The sequence below is a fragment of the Kribbella sp. CWNU-51 genome, from assembly GCF_054073265.1.
In genome coordinates, this window is record NZ_JBSXMZ010000003.1 from 121,252 (window position 1) to 138,881 (window position 17,630).

Consider the following 17,630-nt stretch of genomic DNA (forward strand, 5'->3'; position numbering starts at 1 on the left):
CGGTCCTAGTCTCAAGGAGGACCGGGTGACAACGGGTGGGCTCGGCCGGGCACGTGGTGCGGCGGGAAATCAGTCCTTCATTCGCGACCAGATGAAGTCGTACATCCTGGAGCGCGGGCTGAAGGCGGGTGATCCGCTGCCCAACGAGCAGGAACTGATGGCTCAACTCGGCGTCGGGAGGCACCCGTTGCGCGAGGCGATGAAGGCGCTGCAGGCGGTCGGGATCATTGAGATCCGGCACGGGTACGGGACGTACGTCGGCGAGGTGTCACTGCAGTCGCTGGAGGACGGGCTCGCGTTCCGGATGTCGCAGTCGATGGCCGGCGACCTCCGCGACGTGCAGAACGTCCTCGAGGTCCGCCAGGCCATCGAGGTCGGTATGGCCGAGGACGTGGTGGCGTTCTTCAGCCGGCAGGGGGACGACACCCTGGAGCCGATCGTCGAACGCATGGAAGCCAAGGCAGCGGACGGGAAATACTTCCCCGACGAGGACTGGGCCTTCCACCAGGCGCTCTACGAGCCGCTCGGCAACGCCCTCGTCATCGATCTGCTCAGCGTCTTCTGGCGAACCTTCTCCCAGGTCGACGCGCGCCTCCCCGGCGCCCGCTACACCCCCGCCGACGCGGCCGCCTGGCACCGCGATCTCCTCAACACCCTGCGAACAGGAGACCCCGAGGCCTTCGCCCGCTCCATGAAAAAACACTTCAACGGCATCCACACCCGCCTAGGCGAATAGACGCGTGCAGCTCGACAGGACGTATACGTCCACGAAAGTGGCAACGGCCGGCGAGCTGAGCGTGCGGTGCACCCTCAGACCTGGACACGTCCTGTCGAGCTGTCCCTTGTGGATAAACCAACTCACGAGTCGACCGACTTCGGGCACCATCCTTGGATGGAATCGGTCGGCGAGGTCCTCGCGCGCCATGGTGGGTGGGCTCCCCGCTCCGAGCTGATCCGCGCGACTTCCCGCCGCGCCGTCGTGGCTGCGGTCGAGCGAGGTGAAGTGCAGCGGATCGCTCTCGGCATCTACGCGCTGCCGGGCCTCCCGGCCGGCAAGGTGGCCGTGCTCGCGTACGACGGAGTCCTTTCGCACATGAGTGCTGCAGAGGCGCTGGGGCTTCCGCTACTGCTGACACCGGAGAAGCCGCACATCACGATCCCGCCCAAGCGCCGCCCGCGTCCGGGACCACCTGCTGTTCTGCATTGGGCCGACACCACCTCCGGCGAGCGCCGGGACCGGACCACCTCACTGCTTCGGACCGTCGTCGATTGCTCCCGCATTCTCCCGTTCGCCGAGGCCCTGGCCGTCGCGGACGCAGCCCTCGCCACCGGCCGGCTCAGCCAGGACGAACTCCTCGCCGCCTGTGCCGCGATGCGTGGTCCCGGCTGTCCGAACGCTCGCAGAACAGCGGCAGCCGCGAGCCGCCGCTCCGGCAGCTTCCTCGAGTCCATCCTCCGGGCCCTTCTCATCAGCGAGGGCGTCGATGGCTTCGAACCACAGGTCCTGGTGACCCATGGTCGGTTTCGGGCTCGGGTCGATCTGGGGCACCGAGAAGCCAGGTTGGCGCTCGAGGCGGACGGATTCGCATTCCACGGATCCCGGCGGGACTTCGCCGCCGACTGCCAGCGGTATGACGAGCTGGTTGCTGCGGGGTGGCTCGTACTCCGATTCACCTACGAGCAGGTGATCGGTGACCCGGCCTGGGTCGTGGCGACCGTCCGTGCCGCGTTGGCGTCGCGTCTCGCCGGCTGACAAAGTGCACCTCGACAGGAGGTGTTCCTGGAGCATCGACTGGTAGCGCAGTCGCCGAGCGTGGCGATCACCTGCTGAGCCCGACACCTCCTGTCGAGATTGCACATCCGCCTAGGCGAAGAGGTTTTCTGCATCCACGATCGTGTACGCATAACCTTGCTCGGCCAGGAAGCGTTGGCGGTGGGCGGCGAACTCGGCGTCGACGGTGTCGCGGGCGACGATCGAGTAGAAGCGTGCGGTGCGGCCGTCGCCCTTGGGGCGAAGGACCCGGCCGAGGCGCTGCGCTTCTTCCTGGCGGGAGCCGAAGGTGCCGGAGACCTGGATGGCGACGGACGCCTCAGGCAGGTCGATGGAGAAGTTGGCGACCTTCGACACCACCAGCCGCTTGATCTCACCGGTGCGGAACGCCTGGAACAGCCGCTGCCGTTCCTTCACAGTGGTCTCGCCCTTGATCACCGGGCACTCCAGCCGTTCGCCGAGCTCGTCCAGCTGATCGATGTACTGACCGATCACGAGTAGCGGCTCGTCCGCGTGATGCTCGGCGATCTGCCGTACCAGCCGGGACTTCGCCGGGGTCGACGCGGCCAGCCGGTAGCGGTCCTCGGGCTCCGCGGTCGCGTACACGAACCGCTCGCTCTGCTCCAGGTCGACCCGCACCTCGATGCAGTCGGCCGGAGCGATCCAGCCCTGGGCCTCGATGTCCTTCCACGGCGCGTCGTATCGCTTCGGGCCGATCAGCGAGAACACGTCACCCTCGCGACCGTCCTCCCGGACCAGCGTCGCGGTCAGGCCGATCCGGCGCCGGGTCTGCAGGTCCGCGGTCATCCGGAAGATCGGCGCCGGCAGCAGGTGCACCTCGTCGTACACGATCAGGCCCCAGTCCCGCGCGTCGAACAGCTCCAGGTGGGAGTAGACGCCCTTCCGGCGCGTGGTCATCACCTGGTACGTCGCGATCGTCACCGGCCGGATCTCCTTGCGCGCACCGGAGTACTCGCCGATCTCCTCCTCGGTCAGGCTGGTGCGCTTGAGCAGCTCGTCCTTCCACTGCCGCGCGGACACCGTGTTCGTCACCAGGATCAGCGTGGTCGCGGACGCCTGCGCCATGGCGGCCGCGCCGACGATCGTCTTGCCGGCTCCACAGGGCAGTACGACGACCCCGGAGCCGCCGTGCCAGAACGAGTCAACCGCTTGCTGCTGGTACGGGCGCATGTCCCAGCCGTCCCGGACGAGCTCGATCGCGTGCGTCTCGCCGTCGACGTACCCGGCGAGGTCCTCCGCGGGCCAGCCGAGTTTCAGCAGCGTCTGCTTGAGGTGACCACGCTCCGACGGGTGCACCAGCACGGTGTCGTCGTCGATCCGCGCCCCCAGCATCGGCTTCACCTTGGCGCTCCGCAGCACCTCCTCGAGCACCGGCCGGTCGGTCGTCACCAGCACCAGACCGTGCTGCGGGTGCTTCTCGAGCCGCAGTCGCCCGTACCGATCCAGCGTCTCCGCGATGTCGACGAGCAGCGAGTGCGGCACCGGGTAGCGGCTGTAGCGCAGCAGGACGTCGATCACCTGCTCGGCGTCATGCCCCGCCGCCCGAGCGTTCCACAACCCCAGCGGCGTCAGCCGATAGGTGTGCACATGCTCCGGCGCCCGCTCCAACTCAGCAAACGGCGCAATGGCCTTCCGGCACTCGTTCGCCTCCGGATGCGCAGTCTCCAGCAAAAGCGTCTTATCCGACTGCACAATCAGTGGACCGTCTGTCACTACCGCTCCCTATCGTCGCCCCGACCTTCCATTGTGCCTCAGGCGGTCAAAGGACAGGCCGGGCAGTGGAGATGCGGTGGAGGGCGTAGGTGCGGGGTTGGTCGGTGGCGTCTTCGTAGGCGGTGAGCCAGCCGTCGGCTACCCGGACCGGCTCGACGATGCGTTCGGAGGCGGTGCCGTTGTGGTCGACGTACGAGATCCAGGTGCGGGTGTGGGACTCGGCGGCGTTGGTCAGGACCGCGATGGTCTCGGCGGGGGCGGTGGGGTCGAGCAGGCCGTCGTCGGCGGGGCGCTCGGCGGCGATGCGGTCGCCGGCGCGGACCTTCTCGATCACGGCCTTCACCTGGTCGTCGGTGAGGTCGACCGGGTTGTCCACGAAGTCCCGGCTGGTACGACGCCGTGGCGCCTCACCACGTCGCGCCGTACCACCGGTCACATGGACCACGCCGTCGAACGTCTCCGCCAGCGGCGCGAGACCCGCCTCACGCAGTCGGCTCAGCACCATGTCCGGCGGCGACGGCGACACGACCACAGTCGGCGCCAGCCGGCGGAAACGAATACCCGGCAGGTTCGAGTTCACCAGCTGGGTCAGCACAGTCTCGTCATCACAGCGCAGGTACGTCGACGCCGTACCGATCCGGAGTACGCCGTGCCGCCGTGCAACGTCATCGATCAGGTAAGTCAGCGGCTGGGGGACCGGAGTCCGAGAGTGCTCGGCCAGCCACTTGTGCAACTGATCAGCGGTCCGTCCGAGGTCGAAGGCACGGCGTACCGAGCCCTCGCTGAAGCGATAGACCGCCGCGCCTCCGTGCGACTCGACGTCGGCCATCGCAGACAGCTCTTCCTGCACAACCCGCACCAGGGGACCGGGCGCAACAGCAGTCAGGTCAGCCTGCAACAGCACCTCAGACACCGGCTCCGGCACCAGCGGGTTGATCGCCTCGGCCAGATCGTCCACCGTCGGCTCCGGCTGCAGCAGGGGTCGCGCATGCTCCGCCAACGCGCCCAGACCAGTCAGCCCGAGCAGTGCGGTCTCAGTGACGCTCCACTCGACCAGATCGTCGCGGAACTGCCCGCCACGCCGCGGCCGATGCCACGCCACCCAAGTCACCACAGACTCTGTGGACGGCGCCGTACCCGGACCAGCCTCGGCCAACGCCTGCAATGTCAGCACCCGGACCTCCGGCGCCAGCAACCGCTCCAGATCCGGGGCGAGCGCGTTGATCAGCCGCTCACGTGCAGCGGCCGTCGCACCACCGCTGTCGCGTCTGCCGATCAGTCCGATCGCTCTGAGCCCACCGAACCACGCAAACACCAGCTGAGCCCACCGATGCGCCAGGTCAAGCTCCAGCCAGTCGTCATAGACGCTGGTGGGCAGCCACATCTCAGTGGTGCCGACTTCCACGGCCGCTAGCAGCCCACCGGCGTACGCGATCTCCAGCACGGCTGCGGTCGTCTGCTCCTCCGCACCGATCTTGCCGGCCAGACTGCGGAGGTCACGCACGCCAATTCCACCCGTACGCAGCACTGGCGGCGGCTCGGACCCAAGCTGCTCCAGCGCACGATCAACGAGCCGCACCAGGTCAAGCGCTGCACCAGCCGCGGCCCGGTCGGCGATCGCCGCCGACACCTTCTTCCCGTCCAACGGCGGCGGCGTCGGCCGCGTCGACGCGAGCACTCGCCCGCCCCGCAGATGCAGACCGATCTGCCGCGGCAACACCACAGTGTTCGCATCCTTGGGTACGACGAGGCCGCGCGCGAGCAACCGCTCGACCGGCGTACGCGCCGAGGCGATCGTCACCGGCCGCTCAGCCTTCTCCACCGAACCGGTCGGCGGACCCCACGTCAGCTTGTCGAGCACCGCACGCGCGTCCGGGCCGGCCTCTTCGATCAACTTGTCCAGATCGCCGAAATGCCTGGTCGTGACAGGACCGAGCCCAGCCGGTGTCGGCCCGAGCAGCTCGTGGACCGCGCGGATCGGTCGCAGGTCGTCCTCGGTGCCCCACACGAGCGCCAGATCCAGCAGTTCGGCCACCCGGGGCCGGACCACCTCGACAGGCTGATCCACACCGGCCGCCAACGCGGCCAGCTGCACCGGCTCAGGCAGGGCCGACAAAGACTCGAGCAGATCCACCCCGAACTCGTCGAGCCGGTTGATCGCCCGCGCCGCCGACGCGTTGGTGGTCGCTCGGGCTGCCAGCTGACCGGTGTCCGCGGGGATCGGCATCGCCAGATCGGGGCGCTTCTGGAGCAGCTGGCCGAGCGCGGCGTCGTCCCACCCACGCAGCGCCTCGGCGAGGGTACGTGGGCGGTTCCGCTCGGATGTGCTCATCCCTCCAACGGTACGGCCCCATCCCCAAACACCACTAACCGTTCCCCGAGATCACCCAGGATCCGGGCAATCGTCTCCGCCAAGGTGCTCTCCACCCCGATCACCACCTCGCCGACCCCGTCGAGCACGTCGTGGGCCTGGTACCAGCTCCGCATCAGGTCAACGCTCACGGTGTGCGCCAGTGGCCGGGTCACATGCCGTACGACGGTCTCCTCGAAGGGCAGGTCGAAGTAGTAGTGCCGGGTCAGGCCCTGATGGTCCAGGGTCAGCTTGCGCAGCATGTCGCCGTACCGGCCGGCGTCCATGATGCCCTCGAGGATCACGTCGTACCCGTGGTCGAGGGCGTAGCGGACGTTCGCGTCGATCAGGCCGATGTTGACCGCGCCCGGGAGGTCCTTCTCCCACAGCAGGACGCGGCGGATCTGATCCTGCTCGACCCACGCGGTGCCGCGGCCGAGGCGCTCGCGCAGGACTCGTGCGGTGGTCGACTTGCCGGAGCCTGAGTTGCCGCGCAGTACGACGAGACGGGAGGAGGGACTGCCTGTCACTCGGCTGCGCCGGCGCTGCCGATCCGGCGGAAGCCGACGCGCTGGTAGACGGCGGCGACCGCGTCGGACTCCGCCGACAGCAGGACGAGATCGACCCCGTTCGCGAAGGCGTGCTCGACCAGCACGGAGGTGAGGGCCGCGGCCAGGCCGCGGCGGCGCATGGACGGCAGCGTCCCGACGCCGACGATCTCGGTGGTGGGCCCGACCGGCTGGTGCGCGCCACTGGCGACCATGCCCTCGTCGGTGAACGCACCCGCGTTCACGGTCATGCCTCTGAGCGCCCGGTCCCGCAGGCCCGCGATCATGTCGTCCGCCACCTCGGCGGCCTTGGCGTCGCGCTCGGCCGATCCGGCCGCGCCGACCGCCGTACCGGGGTCACTGAACGCGAGATCCGCGACCGCCCGGGCCTGCCGCAGTACGGCGTCCTCGGCGGGCAGGATCTCGCAGCGTGCTTGCACGGTCACCGGACGGAAGTCGTCGCGCTCGAGCACGAGCAGCGGGTGCTCGACCACGGTCAGCCCGGCCGCGGCCGCCGCCGGACCCAGCGACGGGCAGGTCTCGACGACCCATTCGAAGCTCAGCGGGATGCCCAGCTCCGCACAACGGGCCCGGACCAGCTCGACATCGGCCGGGTCGATGGTGGTTCCCGAGCCCGGCACCGGGCGCGCGTAGTACGGCCAGATCGTCGTACTGCGGAAGAGCGTGAACGGCCCGACCTGCTCGGCCACCGAGCCGGACAGCGGGACCGCATGAAGGTAGTCGTCGACTCTGCTGATCATCGCGACGCAGTGAATCACCCCGACGGGGTCCGCGCCAGGGAATATCCGGCTCTCGTGTCGTTTCCGCGCCGGACGGGCCAACCGGACAGGTCGGCCGGGCAGGACGCCTCTTCGGACGTATCCGTGGGTGGTTCGTTCGCCTCCTTCGCGTCCCGGCCGTCGGCCGTGTTCTGTCGGTTGCCGCCGGGGTGGGGAGGATCTCGTCCCGGATCGGGTGGCAGATCCTCCCCACTCTGGCCCGGCCGGCCCGCGGGTGTCGGCCTGGGCGGACGTGGGGCACTCACTAACCCGGTCCGTCAGCCGCTGACTGCCCGCCGCCGAGCGGGGCATCGCTGGCATCGCGCCTCTTGGTGAGTGGTGCGCGTCCGGTCCGCGGCGCGGCATCATCAGACCCGCCACCGCGGCGGGGCGGGGTGTGGCGGACTTGCAGGCCATCACAATCACCGAGACGCCTCGATCGTCGATGGGAGATCTTCGTCCTGGCCTCGTTGTGATGGCCTGGCGATTCGGTCGACGGCGCGGGCAACACCCACGGAACCGACCGAAGCGCCTGATATCCCCTGGAGTGTCTGCTCTCGGTTGGCTCACGAGGGGAGAACACAGCAGGACCATGTCGAAGTTCGTGAACCGGCTCCGACGTCCAGAGTGTTCAACCAAGACCTGGAGGACGCAATGGAGAAAGTGACGTCGACGGACGGTACGACGATCGCCTACGAGCGGCTCGGCAGCGGACCTCAGGTGATCCTGGTCGGCGGCGCGCTCTGTGACCGCAACGCACTCAAGCCCCTGGCGACCGAACTGTCCCGCGACTTCGACGTAGTGACCTACGACAGGCGCGGGCGCGGTGACTCCGGCGACAGTACGGCGTACGCCGTGGAACGCGAGGTGGACGACATCGCGGCGCTGCTCACGGCCGTCGGTAGCGCGGCGATCTACGGACACTCGTCCGGCGCCGGGCTGGCGGCGATCGCGGCGAGCACCGGTCTGCCGTTCACGAAGGTGGTGCTGCACGAGCCGCCGTACGGACCGGACGATGTCGACTCGGAGGAGGACGGCGCGCAGGTGCTGGAGTTGCTGCGCGAGGATCGCCGGCAAGAGGCGGTCGAGTTGTTCCTGATGATGGCGGGCATGCCGAAGCAGACGGCGATCGAGACCGCGGCGGCTCCCGGTGTGGCCGACCTCGCCCCGACGCTGGCCTACGACTTCGCCGTCATGGATCACGGCGCACCCGGCGGGCGGACCCCGGCTGAACTGCTCGCCAAGATCACGCAGCCGACGCTGGTCGTCGCCGGGACCGCGTCACCGCCGTTCATGGTCGACGCGGCGCACCGGATCGTGACGATGCTGCCCACGGCCCGATACGCCGAACTCGCCGACCAGGATCACGTCGTACCACCCGAGCTCCTCGCCCCGGTGCTGACCGACTTTTTTCAGTCGGCGATGATCTCGATCGAGACCTTGTTGGGGTAGAACGCGACGTGCTCGCGGATGTCCGCGACCGCGTCGTACGGCTGCTCGTAGCTCCACACCGCGTTCACCCCGTCCGCCCCGGCGGGGAGGACGCTGTAGTACGACGCGTCGCCCTTGTACGGGCAGTAGCTCTCGTGGTCGGTGCGCTCGAGCAGCGTGAGATCGACGTCCTTGCGCGGGATGTACTGCACGGCGGGGTAGCTCGCCTCCTGCAGCGACAGTGCGTCCCGGGTGTCCGCGATCACCTGGTCGCCGACCTTCACCACTACGCGGTCCGGATTCTTCCCGACCGTGATCGGGTGGTCCGGGCCAGGAATCTTCACGGTCTTGTCCGCCATTGCCGTCAGCTCTCTGTCGAGGTGTCGTTCAACCTTTCACCAACCGGCGGCGGTCCGGCGGCATTCCCGCGCATCCGCGATTATCGTGGGATGGAACTGCGGCAGATCCAGTACTTCGTGACGGTCGCCGAGGTACTCAACTTCGGGCGGGCCGCGGAGCAGCTCGGGATGGGACAGCCGGGCGTGAGTCAGCAGGTCGCGCGCCTGGAGCGTGAGCTGGGGGTGCAACTGTTCGACCGCTCAGCCCGCGCGATCCGGCTGACCGAGGCCGGCCAGCGTTTCCTGCCGGCCGCTCGCGCGGTACTCGTCTCGTCGACCAGGCGCGTGCGGCCGCCACCGGCCGGTCAGGTCACGCGGTGCGCCTCGGCACCAGCACCGGACTGGGCGAGCGGCTGGAGACGGTGGTCGCCGAGCTCGCCGCGAAGGGAGTGCAGGTCGAGCTGGTCAGTACGTCGACCCGCGCCCGGCTGGACCGGGTCAGGGGCGGCCAACTCGACGCCGCGTTCGTGCGGGGACCGAACGAGACAGCCGGTCTGGAGTTCGTCCCGGTCTGGGAGGACGCCCTGCTGATCGCCCTGCCGGCCTCCGTCGCGCCGGTTGGCGACATCGCGTTGAAGGAGCTGAGTGCGTTGCCGCTGCGGATCACCTCGCGCCGGAACAACCCGCCGCTCGTCGACCTGGTGATGACCGCCTGTGCGGCCGAAGGGTTCGAGCCTGTGCTCGGACCGCAGTCGAACAGCCTGCAGGACACGCACGCCGCCATCGGCGCGGGGACGCCCAGCTGGACGGTGATCTACGAGTCGCACGCGCAGCTCCTTCGCGAGGGACGCGTGGTCTTCCGCCGGCCGCAGCCACGTCTCGCCCTGACCACGAGCCTCGCCGTCCCGGCCGGGACCACGGTCGGCGGCGAACTCGCCGTACTGCTGGAGGCGTGCCGGAAGGCGTCCGATCGATTCGGGTGATGGCTGCGCATCGAAGCTGCGTCTCGTTCGCGGGCGTGGCGGCGACTGGAATGGGCTCGACAGCCCCACGGAGAAAGGAACATCCGATGCCCGTCGTCACAGTTCTGCAAGGCCCGCGGACCCCGGAGCTCAAGCGCGAGCTGGTCCAGCGGATCACCGACGCGTTCGTCGACAGCCTCGGCGTACCGGCTCAGAGCGTGCAGGTCTGGATCCAGGAGACCCCGCCGGAGAGCTGGGCCGTCGGCGGCACCCTCACCGCCGACAAGTAGTCAGTCGAAGCGGCACCCCCGCCGCGACGGCGGCAGTCGCGTCAGTCCGCGGCGGGGTCTTCGAGCTCGACGACCAGGCAGGGCCCGCCGTCGAAGGCGCCGCCGTCGATCCCCAGCGCCAGGCCGTCGGCGTACAGGTGCGGGCCGGTCAGGAACTCCGGGTCGATGCCGAGCTGGTCGGCGACGATGCTGTGGCCGTGCACGATCCGGGCGCCGCCGAGGTGGTGCAGCATGATGCGCGCCACCTCCGGACCGCTCGCGCCGCGGAACGCGTACCGGCCCGTCATCCGGCGCCAGATCTCCCACCACACCTCGATGTCGTCGGAGTGCAGCTCGGCCTGGGCCGCCGCGTTGATCCGATCGATGGTGTCGCCCCACTCGACGTACTCCGCGGTGTCGGAGTGCATCAGCAGGTGCCCCGCATCCAGCCCGAGCATCGGACGGTCGAGCAGCCAGGCGACCTCGTCGTCGGTGAGCAGCTCCTGGTCGCGGTCCTGGCCGCCGTTCAGCGCCCAGGATCGCTCGAAGCTGCGCGCGCTGAGGCCGTCGTGCGGGACGAAGGTGCCGCCGAATTTCCACATCCCGAGCGCGAGGATCTCGTGGTTGCCGAGCAGCATCCGGATCGCGTCGTCCGGTGCTTGGTCGATCAGCTCGCGGACATAACGCAGTACGCCGATCCCGTCCGGGCCGCGGTCGAAGAAGTCGCCGAGGAACCACAGCCGGGCGTCCTGGCCCGACCAGTTGCCCTCGGCATCGGCCAGCCCGGCCTCGTGGAGTGAGGCCTTGAGTTTCTCCGGGTGGCCGTGGACGTCGCTCACGGCGTACACCCGGGTCATGTCATCCCCGCACGGTCAAAACGATCAGTACGACGTTGAGCGCCGTGACGGCGGTGGCTACCAGGCATGCGGCGAGAGTAGTCGCCCGGCGGTTGACAAGGCTGCCCATGACGCGCCGGGACGCGGTCAATCGAACCAGCGGCCACAGTACGCAGGGGATGCCGAAGCTCAGCACCACCTGGGAGACCACCAGCGCCCGGCTCGGGTCGATGCCGATCGCAAGAACCACCAGGGCCGGCACCAAGGTCACCAGGCGGCGAACGGCCAGCGGGATGTGCCGGTGCCAGAATCCCTCCAGGATGACGGAACCGGCGTACGTCCCGACCGAGGAGGACGCGAATCCGCTGGCCAGCAGAGCGAGCGCGAACAACAGCGCCGGAAGCTGACCGAGCCGGTCGCCGATCGCGGCGTGGGCGGCGTCGAGCGAGTCTGCGCCGGTGCCGCTCAGTGACGCCGCGGCGACCACGACCATCGCCAGGTTGACCGCGCCGGCCAGGGCCATCGCGACGGCCACATCGATGCGGGTGGCGCGGAGTACGCGGGATTTGCCGCTGTCCGAGCGGATGCTCTTCCAGTGCCGGTCGGTGACGAGGGCGCCGTGCAACCAGATCGCGTGCGGCATCACGGTTGCGCCGAGCATGCCGGCCGCCAGCACCAGCGACTCGGTGCCGTCGAGTCGCGGCACCAGGCCGCCGACCACACCGCTCGCGGACGGATCCGACTTCACCGTCGACACCACGAAGCCGACCAGGACGACCGCGAGTAACCCGATGATCGCGGCCTCGAACGGCCGCTGCCCGCGCTTCGACTGATAGATCAGCAACGCGAACGACACAGCACCGGTGATCACGCCGCCGAGCAGCAGCGGGATCCCGAACAACAGGTTCAGCGCGATCGCTCCACCGACCACCTCGGCAAGGTCGGTCGCGACCGCCACTAGCTCGGCCTGCGCCCACAACCCGGTCGACGTGGATCGCTTGAAGTGGTCACGGCACAGCTGGGGAAGCGTTCGCCCGGTCGCGATACTCGCCTTGGCGGCCAGATACTGCACCAGGACGGCCATCAGGTTCGCCCCGACGACCACCCAGCAGAGCAGATACCCGTACGTCGCCCCCGCGGCGATGTTGGTCGCGAAGTTCCCCGGGTCCACATACGCTACGGCCGCGACGAACGCCGGCCCGAGCAGCAAGAGCCCGGACCGGTTGAGTTGCCGCCGAAGAGGCGCCGGTGCGTACATGGAAGCAGTCTCCATGACACCACCGACAACGCAACCCCTGTGCCGCTATTGAGACAGGCGTAACAGCTCAGGCACCGCCGGTGGTGGTGCCGAGCACCGTGTTCGCCTTCTTCGACGCCGCGAGTGCGGGGAGTTCGATGTCCGCGAAGTCGAAGTTCATGCTCAGCAGGACATCGTCGAGGCCGGCGAACGCGAAGGTGACCTCGAGACCCTCGAGTGGCCCGCTGTCCGCGGCGAACCGGACCGCGACCGGAGCGGTGCCGGCCTTGGGTGCGGCGACCTCGGTGATCGCGACCGTCGAGGTCCCGGCCTCGGAGATCGTCAGCTTGGCCTTGGTGCAGGACTTCACCGCCGCCTTGATCGTGGCGAGGTGGGCGGTGGTCGCCTTGGCCGACGGCATCGCTTCGAGTGTCTCCTGCACGAACGGACCATCCTGACCACCGGAGAACCCTCGTGTCACGACGACCTTCGCTCCGGGCGAGGTGGCGGCGTTGAACAGCTTGACCAGCTTGGCGCACTTCGCGTTCGTCGAGGTCAGTTTCGTGCCGTCGTCGCCTTCGGCGTCGGGATCGATCGCGAACCCGGGCTGCAGATCCTCCAGGGCCAGCAGGGCCTTGGTCAGCGAGGCTTTCGTCCGCGGCGCCGGAGCGGCCGGTGTCGTGGGCGCGACACTCGGCGTTGCGCTCGTGGTCGGGACCGGAGTCGGCGTCGGTGTCGACGACTGGGTGGTGCCCGGAGCCGCGGTCGTGTCGCCCTTGGAGCCGCCGCAGGCGACCAGACTCAACGCGAGACCGGCGGTGACGGCAGCAGAAACGAAGGTTCGCATAACAGGTCCTCCCCAGGAATCAGGCGCAATGCAACGATCTGCCGACCAGACTTCCCGGCGCACCTAGGGAGGAGGGTACCGGCCGGTCGCGCCGGCGGCGAGTAACTTTCGCGCAACGTCCGGTAGACCGGAACTCAGGCCCAGGAGAAGTGGACTTCGAGCGTGACCTGGACGTCCTGGCCGCCGGGGATGACGTTGACGGCCGAGTCGAAGGCCTTGCCGGCCCCGAGCATCGCGGTTTCCCGGATGGGGGTGAAGCCGTGTGTCTCGGAGATCAAGCTGACCGATCCGAGCGAGTAGCCGGCCAGGCCGGCGAGTTCCTGGGCTTTCGTCCGCGCCTGACGGAAGGCGAGCTCGCGGGCGCGGGTCAGCAACTCGGTCTTGTCCTCGATGTCGAACTCGAGCGCCTGCAGTCCCAGGCTGTTGCCTCCGGCATCCACGGCCGCATTGAGCAGCCGGCCGAAGCTCGTCAGGTCCTTCGTCGTCACGGTCAGCATGTGCGACCCGCGGTAACCCGGCGAGGTGTCCGGCTCGCGGTACTCCTGGTAGATGTTCACCGTCGTGGTCCCGATCGCCGATGGGTCGACGCCCTGCTCGCGCAGCGCGGCGATGACGGCGTCCGTGCGTTCGCCGACCCGCGCGACCGCGGCCGCGACGTCCGGTGCGACATGCTCGACGCTGAACGACACCCGCAGTACGTCCGGCGCCGCATTGACCTGTCCTGACCCGACAACCCGCACCCCAGTCTCCATAGCGGCCAGTCTGACACTTCCCCGACCATCGGAGTCTGATCATCTGGTGTCGGCCCAGCGGTCATTCAGTGCTGGAGGCACCGGTGAAGTACCCGGTGCCGGTGGACGGCTACGACCGTACGCCGGGCAAGGGGATCGGGCATCTGTTCGTGATCGACCGCCAGGGGAATCTCAAGAAGGACATCCGGCTCGGCGAGGGTACGGCGTACCACCCGGGTGGGATCGACTACGACGGCCAGAACGTGTGGGTCCCGGCCGCAGGCGGGACTTCGGACAAGAAACCGCGGCCTGGGACATGTCACTACCTGTCCCAGGTCGCCACAAGGTGTCCCAACCCGCGGCGTCCGGCCGGTCTGGACCGACGCAGACCCCGGGAGCTCACTTTGCCCACTATTTCGGCCATATGCCCACTTTTCAGAACATAGTCAGCTGGCGCGGTGGATGATTCGGGCGGGGATGTTGTGGGTGTGGCACAAGGACAAGAGGGCTGTGCCGTCGATGAGTTGGAGGGGTTTGCCGGTGGCGAATTGGTAGCTGGTGGGGCCGAAGCCGCTGGTGGTGATGAGGATGCCTTTGGTGGCGCCGGCGTCGAGGACGGTGCCGAAGAGGTCGCGGACGGCGGATGGGGGGACGGTGCGGGTCCAGAGCTTGGCCTGGACGACGAACTTGCCACCGGTGATCGGCCGTGGATCGTAAGCGACACAGTCGATCCCGCCGTCGTTGCCGCTCCGGAACAGCCGCGTTTCCAGGCCCATCCGGGTCAGCAGGTTCTGGACGAGGTGCTCGAAGGAGTCGGGACTCAGCTCCAGCAGGTTCGGCCGGCTGTCGATCTCGCTGATCACGTCGACCGCCTCGATCGTGCGCGGATCCGCCAGGTCGAACTCCAGCACCGGCTCCACCGGCTGCAGTTCCTCCGGGTGCCGCGACACCTCCGCCGCGAAGTAGTGCCGCACGCACGCAACCGGATCCAGTTGATCCAGCACCAGCGCCTGGAACTGCTCCCGCGTCGCCCGCAGCGTGATCAGGCACGGTCGCACCGTCTGCCCGGTGGTCAGGTCCACGGACTCGACCATCCCGTTGAACACCACCGTGTCGACCACGCCGTACCGATCACTGCCGAAGACCAGATGCAAAGCCCGCAAGGCCAACTGGGCCACCAGTTGCTGATATAACCGCCGCAACTCGGGTGCCTCCCGCGGCACCGCGAGCACCGCATCAACTGACCGGTCATAGCGGTACGACGCCTCAGCCGGTACGACGCTGACGTCCGGAAGATCCCACTCGAGCGCCAGCAACGTCGACTCGGGCACATACCCGACCCGTCGGCGGCGTGGGAAGTCGAGCGGCTCCGTCACCCGGTCCAGCGCCTTCTGGAAGTACCGCGTGACCGCGGCGCGATCGCGGTTCTGCACTGCGCGTTCGTACGCGTCGATCCGCGCGTGCTGCTCGGCGGTCGCCTCGTCGAGCCGGCGTTGTTGCTCGACCTGGTCCCGCAGTGCGCGGGCGACCCGCTCGCGACGGGTGTCCTCGGCGGCCCGGTGCCGCTCGATCGCCTCCGCGAACCGGTCCTCCGCGTCGGCGAGTCGGCGCGCGAACCTCCGCTCGGCTCCCCACCAGCGGAACCGTCCCGGCGGATGGGGCACGAACGCATCCCAGACCGGTCCGGGATGCGCCTCGAGATCGGTCGGCGACACCGTCGGCGGGGCCCGCCGGGGTGTGCGTTTGAGGGTCCGCAGATCGGTGCCGTGGACATCGATCGCGAGGGCGCCGGCCAGGACGTCGCCCAGGACCCGGACGCGCTCCTCCACCGCAGCGGTACGTTGTGCCGCCTCGGCGGTTCGCCCGGGCGGACGGTCGCTGCGGGCATGTCCTTCAACGGATCGGCCCATCGCCTCACACCTCTCTCCACCAATGTAACGGTCCAACCACTCTGCGCGACCGTCGTGACGGAGAGTTGGTAAGGACATTGCTTGCCGTCTACCCCGTGTTTCCTGCCGGACGCCGCCCGCGTTCCCCGCCGCACGTGCACTTGCCGATGCATCTGACGAAGGTGACGATGACAACCATGAGCCTGCCGTCGTACGCGTCCGGGGTGTCCGAGGTTCCGTTGCTGGGCGAGACGATCGGGGCCAACCTGAGACGGACGATCCGGGAGGACGGCGACCGCGACGCGCTGGTGGAGGTCCAGACCGGAAGGCGCTGGTCGTACGACGAGTTCGGCGCCGAGGTGGAGCTGGTCGCGCGAGGCCTGCTGGCGCGAGGGATCGCGAAGGGTGACCGAGTCGGCATCTGGGCCCCGAACCGCGCCGAGTGGACGATCACGCAGTACGCGACTGCGCTGATCGGCGCGATCCTGGTGAACATCAACCCGGCATACCGGACGCACGAACTGGCCTACGCACTGAACCAGTCCGGTGTCCGGCTGCTGATCTCGGCGACCGAGTTCAAGAGCAGCGACTACCGCGCGATGGTCGACGAGGTGCGGCCGAACTGCCAGGCGCTCGAGGAGACGGTCTATCTCGGCACCGGCGACTGGGATGAGCTGAGAGACGCCGCCGGCCGCATCAGCCTGGACGAACTGCACGAGCGCGAGGCGGAGCTGTCCTTCGACGACCCGATCAACATCCAGTACACCAGCGGCACCACGGGCTTCCCGAAGGGCGCGACGCTCAGCCACCACAACATCCTGAACAACGGCTTCTTCGTCACCGAGACGATCGCGTTCACCGCCGACGACCGGCTCTGCATTCCGGTGCCCTTCTACCACTGCTTCGGCATGGTGATGGGGAACCTCGGCTGCACCACCCACGGCGCCTGCATGGTGATCCCCAGCGAGGCGTTCGACCCGGCCGCGACGCTCAAGGCCGTCCAGGACGAGCGGTGTACGGCGTTGTACGGCGTGCCGACGATGTTCATCGCCGAACTCGGACTGCCGGATTTCGCGGACTATGACCTGACGAGTTTGCGGACCGGCGTGATGGCGGGATCGCCGTGCCCGATCGAGGTGATGAAGCGTTGCGTCGCGGACATGCACATGGCCGAGGTGGCGATCTGCTACGGCATGACCGAGACGTCGCCGGTGTCGACGCAGACGCGGCGTGACGACGATCTGGACCGGCGTACGTCGACGGTCGGCCGGGTGCTGCCGCACGTCGAGGTCAAACTGGTCGATCCGGCAACGGGTCTCGTCGTACCGACAGGTGAGCCGGGTGAGCTGTGCACCCGTGGGTACTCCGTGATGCTCGGCTACTGGGACGAGCCGGAGAAGACCGCGGAGGCGATCGACCGCGCCCGCTGGATGCACACCGGCGATCTGGCCACGATGCGCGCGGACGGGTACGTGAACATCGTCGGCCGGATCAAGGACATGGTCATCCGCGGCGGCGAGAACGTGTACCCCCGCGAGATCGAGGAGTTCCTCTACACGCATCCCTCGATCGCCGACGTCCAGGTGATCGGCGTCCCCGACGAAAAGTACGGCGAGGAACTCTGCGCCTGGATCAAGCTCAAGCCGGGCGCCGACCCCCTCGACGCGGAAGCCGTCAAAGCCTTCGCAGCCGGCAAACTGGCCCACTTCAAGATCCCCAAGTACGTCCTCCTGGTCGATGACTTCCCGATGACCGTCACCGGCAAGATCCGCAAGATCGAGATGCGCGAGAAGTCCGTCGAAATCCTCGAGCTCGGCTGACTCCCTGGTTACACACGCGAAACCCGCGGAGCCGGTTTGGAAACCTGAGTTTGTTCCGGGGGCAATTGCGCGGCAATCGGGCGGTCCT

Annotated in this window: 17 protein-coding genes and 1 pseudogene; 8 read left to right on the plus strand and 10 right to left on the minus strand. The window is 68.5% G+C overall.

Annotated features, from left to right (window positions below):
- Nucleotides 1–25: 25 nt before the first annotated feature.
- Nucleotides 26–736: a FadR/GntR family transcriptional regulator gene (locus tag ACXC9Q_RS01675; protein ID WP_457054674.1), complete on the plus strand. Its 711-nt coding sequence runs from the start codon at nt 26–28 to the stop codon at nt 734–736.
- Between the two features lie 156 nt (nt 737–892).
- Nucleotides 893–1,753, plus strand: coding sequence for a DUF559 domain-containing protein (locus ACXC9Q_RS01680; protein ID WP_457054675.1), 861 nt, complete (start codon nt 893–895; stop codon nt 1,751–1,753).
- Between the two features lie 111 nt (nt 1,754–1,864).
- Here the strand turns inward: ACXC9Q_RS01680 and ACXC9Q_RS01685 are convergent, their stop codons facing one another.
- Genes ACXC9Q_RS01685 through ACXC9Q_RS01700 form a run of 4 tightly spaced genes read right to left on the minus strand, consistent with a single transcriptional unit; the run spans nt 1,865 to nt 7,164 of the window.
- Nucleotides 1,865–3,505 carry a DNA repair helicase XPB gene (locus ACXC9Q_RS01685; RefSeq protein WP_457054676.1) on the minus strand — a complete coding sequence of 547 codons (1,641 nt, stop codon included), beginning with the start codon at nt 3,503–3,505 and terminating at the stop codon, nt 1,865–1,867.
- A gap of 46 nt (nt 3,506–3,551) precedes the next feature.
- Nucleotides 3,552–5,837 carry a helicase-associated domain-containing protein gene (locus ACXC9Q_RS01690; protein ID WP_457054677.1) on the minus strand — a complete coding sequence of 762 codons (2,286 nt, stop codon included), beginning with the start codon at nt 5,835–5,837 and terminating at the stop codon, nt 3,552–3,554.
- The gene (locus ACXC9Q_RS01695) at nt 5,834–6,385 is read right to left on the minus strand and encodes a kinase (RefSeq protein WP_457054678.1); all 552 of its coding nucleotides are present in this window, start codon (nt 6,383–6,385) and stop codon (nt 5,834–5,836) included. The genes ACXC9Q_RS01690 and ACXC9Q_RS01695 overlap by 4 nt, the downstream gene beginning before the upstream one ends.
- A complete protein-coding gene (locus tag ACXC9Q_RS01700; protein WP_457054679.1) occupies nt 6,382–7,164 on the minus strand; it encodes a GNAT family N-acetyltransferase in 783 nt (260 codons plus the stop codon). Before ACXC9Q_RS01700 ends, ACXC9Q_RS01695 begins: the two co-directional genes overlap by 4 nt.
- A 672-nt stretch (nt 7,165–7,836) precedes the next feature.
- Here ACXC9Q_RS01700 and ACXC9Q_RS01705 point away from each other — a divergent pair.
- Nucleotides 7,837–8,634, plus strand: a complete 798-nt coding sequence (locus ACXC9Q_RS01705) for an alpha/beta fold hydrolase (protein WP_457054680.1) — start codon at nt 7,837–7,839, stop codon at nt 8,632–8,634.
- Here ACXC9Q_RS01705 and ACXC9Q_RS01710 read toward each other — a convergent pair.
- Nucleotides 8,595–8,972 (minus strand): DUF427 domain-containing protein, encoded by a 378-nt coding sequence (locus tag ACXC9Q_RS01710; RefSeq protein ID WP_457054681.1) that lies wholly within the window; start codon nt 8,970–8,972, stop codon nt 8,595–8,597. The genes ACXC9Q_RS01705 and ACXC9Q_RS01710 overlap by 40 nt on opposite strands.
- A gap of 90 nt (nt 8,973–9,062) precedes the next feature.
- Between ACXC9Q_RS01710 and ACXC9Q_RS01715 the strand changes: the two are divergent.
- The 3 genes and pseudogenes from ACXC9Q_RS01715 to dmpI all read left to right on the plus strand — a co-directional run.
- Nucleotides 9,063–9,236: pseudogene (locus ACXC9Q_RS01715) on the plus strand (LysR family transcriptional regulator); the annotation flags it as partial.
- 92 nt (nt 9,237–9,328) lie between these two features.
- Nucleotides 9,329–9,934, plus strand: a complete 606-nt coding sequence (locus ACXC9Q_RS01720) for a LysR substrate-binding domain-containing protein (RefSeq protein ID WP_457054682.1) — start codon at nt 9,329–9,331, stop codon at nt 9,932–9,934.
- Between the two features lie 86 nt (nt 9,935–10,020).
- Nucleotides 10,021–10,203, plus strand: coding sequence for a 4-oxalocrotonate tautomerase DmpI (gene dmpI / locus ACXC9Q_RS01725; RefSeq protein WP_328526316.1), 183 nt, complete (start codon nt 10,021–10,023; stop codon nt 10,201–10,203).
- Between the two features lie 41 nt (nt 10,204–10,244).
- On the opposite strand, the gene ACXC9Q_RS01730 is transcribed toward dmpI, so the two are convergent.
- From ACXC9Q_RS01730 to ACXC9Q_RS01745, 4 genes are all read right to left on the minus strand, one after another.
- Complete coding sequence (locus ACXC9Q_RS01730; RefSeq protein WP_457054683.1) at nt 10,245–11,021, minus strand: metallophosphoesterase; 777 nt, start codon at nt 11,019–11,021, stop codon at nt 10,245–10,247.
- A gap of 19 nt (nt 11,022–11,040) precedes the next feature.
- Nucleotides 11,041–12,276: an Nramp family divalent metal transporter gene (locus ACXC9Q_RS01735; RefSeq protein WP_329484778.1), complete on the minus strand. Its 1,236-nt coding sequence runs from the start codon at nt 12,274–12,276 to the stop codon at nt 11,041–11,043.
- A 67-nt stretch (nt 12,277–12,343) separates the two neighbouring features.
- Nucleotides 12,344–13,102 (minus strand): hypothetical protein, encoded by a 759-nt coding sequence (locus ACXC9Q_RS01740; RefSeq protein WP_457054684.1) that lies wholly within the window; start codon nt 13,100–13,102, stop codon nt 12,344–12,346.
- A 134-nt stretch (nt 13,103–13,236) separates the two neighbouring features.
- Nucleotides 13,237–13,854, minus strand: a complete 618-nt coding sequence (locus ACXC9Q_RS01745) for an SIMPL domain-containing protein (protein ID WP_457054685.1) — start codon at nt 13,852–13,854, stop codon at nt 13,237–13,239.
- A gap of 83 nt (nt 13,855–13,937) precedes the next feature.
- Between ACXC9Q_RS01745 and ACXC9Q_RS01750 the strand changes: the two genes are divergently transcribed.
- Nucleotides 13,938–14,279, plus strand: a complete 342-nt coding sequence (locus tag ACXC9Q_RS01750) for a DUF6454 family protein (RefSeq protein WP_457054686.1) — start codon at nt 13,938–13,940, stop codon at nt 14,277–14,279.
- Here the strand turns inward: ACXC9Q_RS01750 and ACXC9Q_RS01755 are convergent, their stop codons facing one another.
- Nucleotides 14,280–15,743 (minus strand): restriction endonuclease, encoded by a 1,464-nt coding sequence (locus ACXC9Q_RS01755; RefSeq protein ID WP_457054687.1) that lies wholly within the window; start codon nt 15,741–15,743, stop codon nt 14,280–14,282.
- A 167-nt stretch (nt 15,744–15,910) separates the two neighbouring features.
- Here ACXC9Q_RS01755 and ACXC9Q_RS01760 point away from each other — a divergent pair, with 167 nt between their 5' ends.
- A complete protein-coding gene (locus tag ACXC9Q_RS01760; RefSeq protein ID WP_457054688.1) occupies nt 15,911–17,542 on the plus strand; it encodes an AMP-binding protein in 1,632 nt (543 codons plus the stop codon).
- Nucleotides 17,543–17,630: the final 88 nt, after the last annotated feature.

Coding starts and splice junctions, on each gene's coding strand:
- ACXC9Q_RS01680 (WP_457054675.1), top strand. CDS start 893: ATGGAATCGGTCGGCGAGGTCCTCGCGCGCCATGGTGGGTGGGCTCCC.
- ACXC9Q_RS01690 (WP_457054677.1), bottom strand. CDS start 5,837: ATGAGCACATCCGAGCGGAACCGCCCACGTACCCTCGCCGAGGCGCTG.
- ACXC9Q_RS01700 (WP_457054679.1), bottom strand. CDS start 7,164: ATGATCAGCAGAGTCGACGACTACCTTCATGCGGTCCCGCTGTCCGGC.
- ACXC9Q_RS01705 (WP_457054680.1), top strand. CDS start 7,837: ATGGAGAAAGTGACGTCGACGGACGGTACGACGATCGCCTACGAGCGG.
- ACXC9Q_RS01710 (WP_457054681.1), bottom strand. CDS start 8,972: ATGGCGGACAAGACCGTGAAGATTCCTGGCCCGGACCACCCGATCACG.
- dmpI (WP_328526316.1), top strand. CDS start 10,021: ATGCCCGTCGTCACAGTTCTGCAAGGCCCGCGGACCCCGGAGCTCAAG.
- ACXC9Q_RS01735 (WP_329484778.1), bottom strand. CDS start 12,276: ATGTACGCACCGGCGCCTCTTCGGCGGCAACTCAACCGGTCCGGGCTC.
- ACXC9Q_RS01740 (WP_457054684.1), bottom strand. CDS start 13,102: ATGCGAACCTTCGTTTCTGCTGCCGTCACCGCCGGTCTCGCGTTGAGT.
- ACXC9Q_RS01745 (WP_457054685.1), bottom strand. CDS start 13,854: ATGGAGACTGGGGTGCGGGTTGTCGGGTCAGGACAGGTCAATGCGGCG.
- ACXC9Q_RS01755 (WP_457054687.1), bottom strand. CDS start 15,743: ATGGGCCGATCCGTTGAAGGACATGCCCGCAGCGACCGTCCGCCCGGG.
- ACXC9Q_RS01760 (WP_457054688.1), top strand. CDS start 15,911: ATGACAACCATGAGCCTGCCGTCGTACGCGTCCGGGGTGTCCGAGGTT.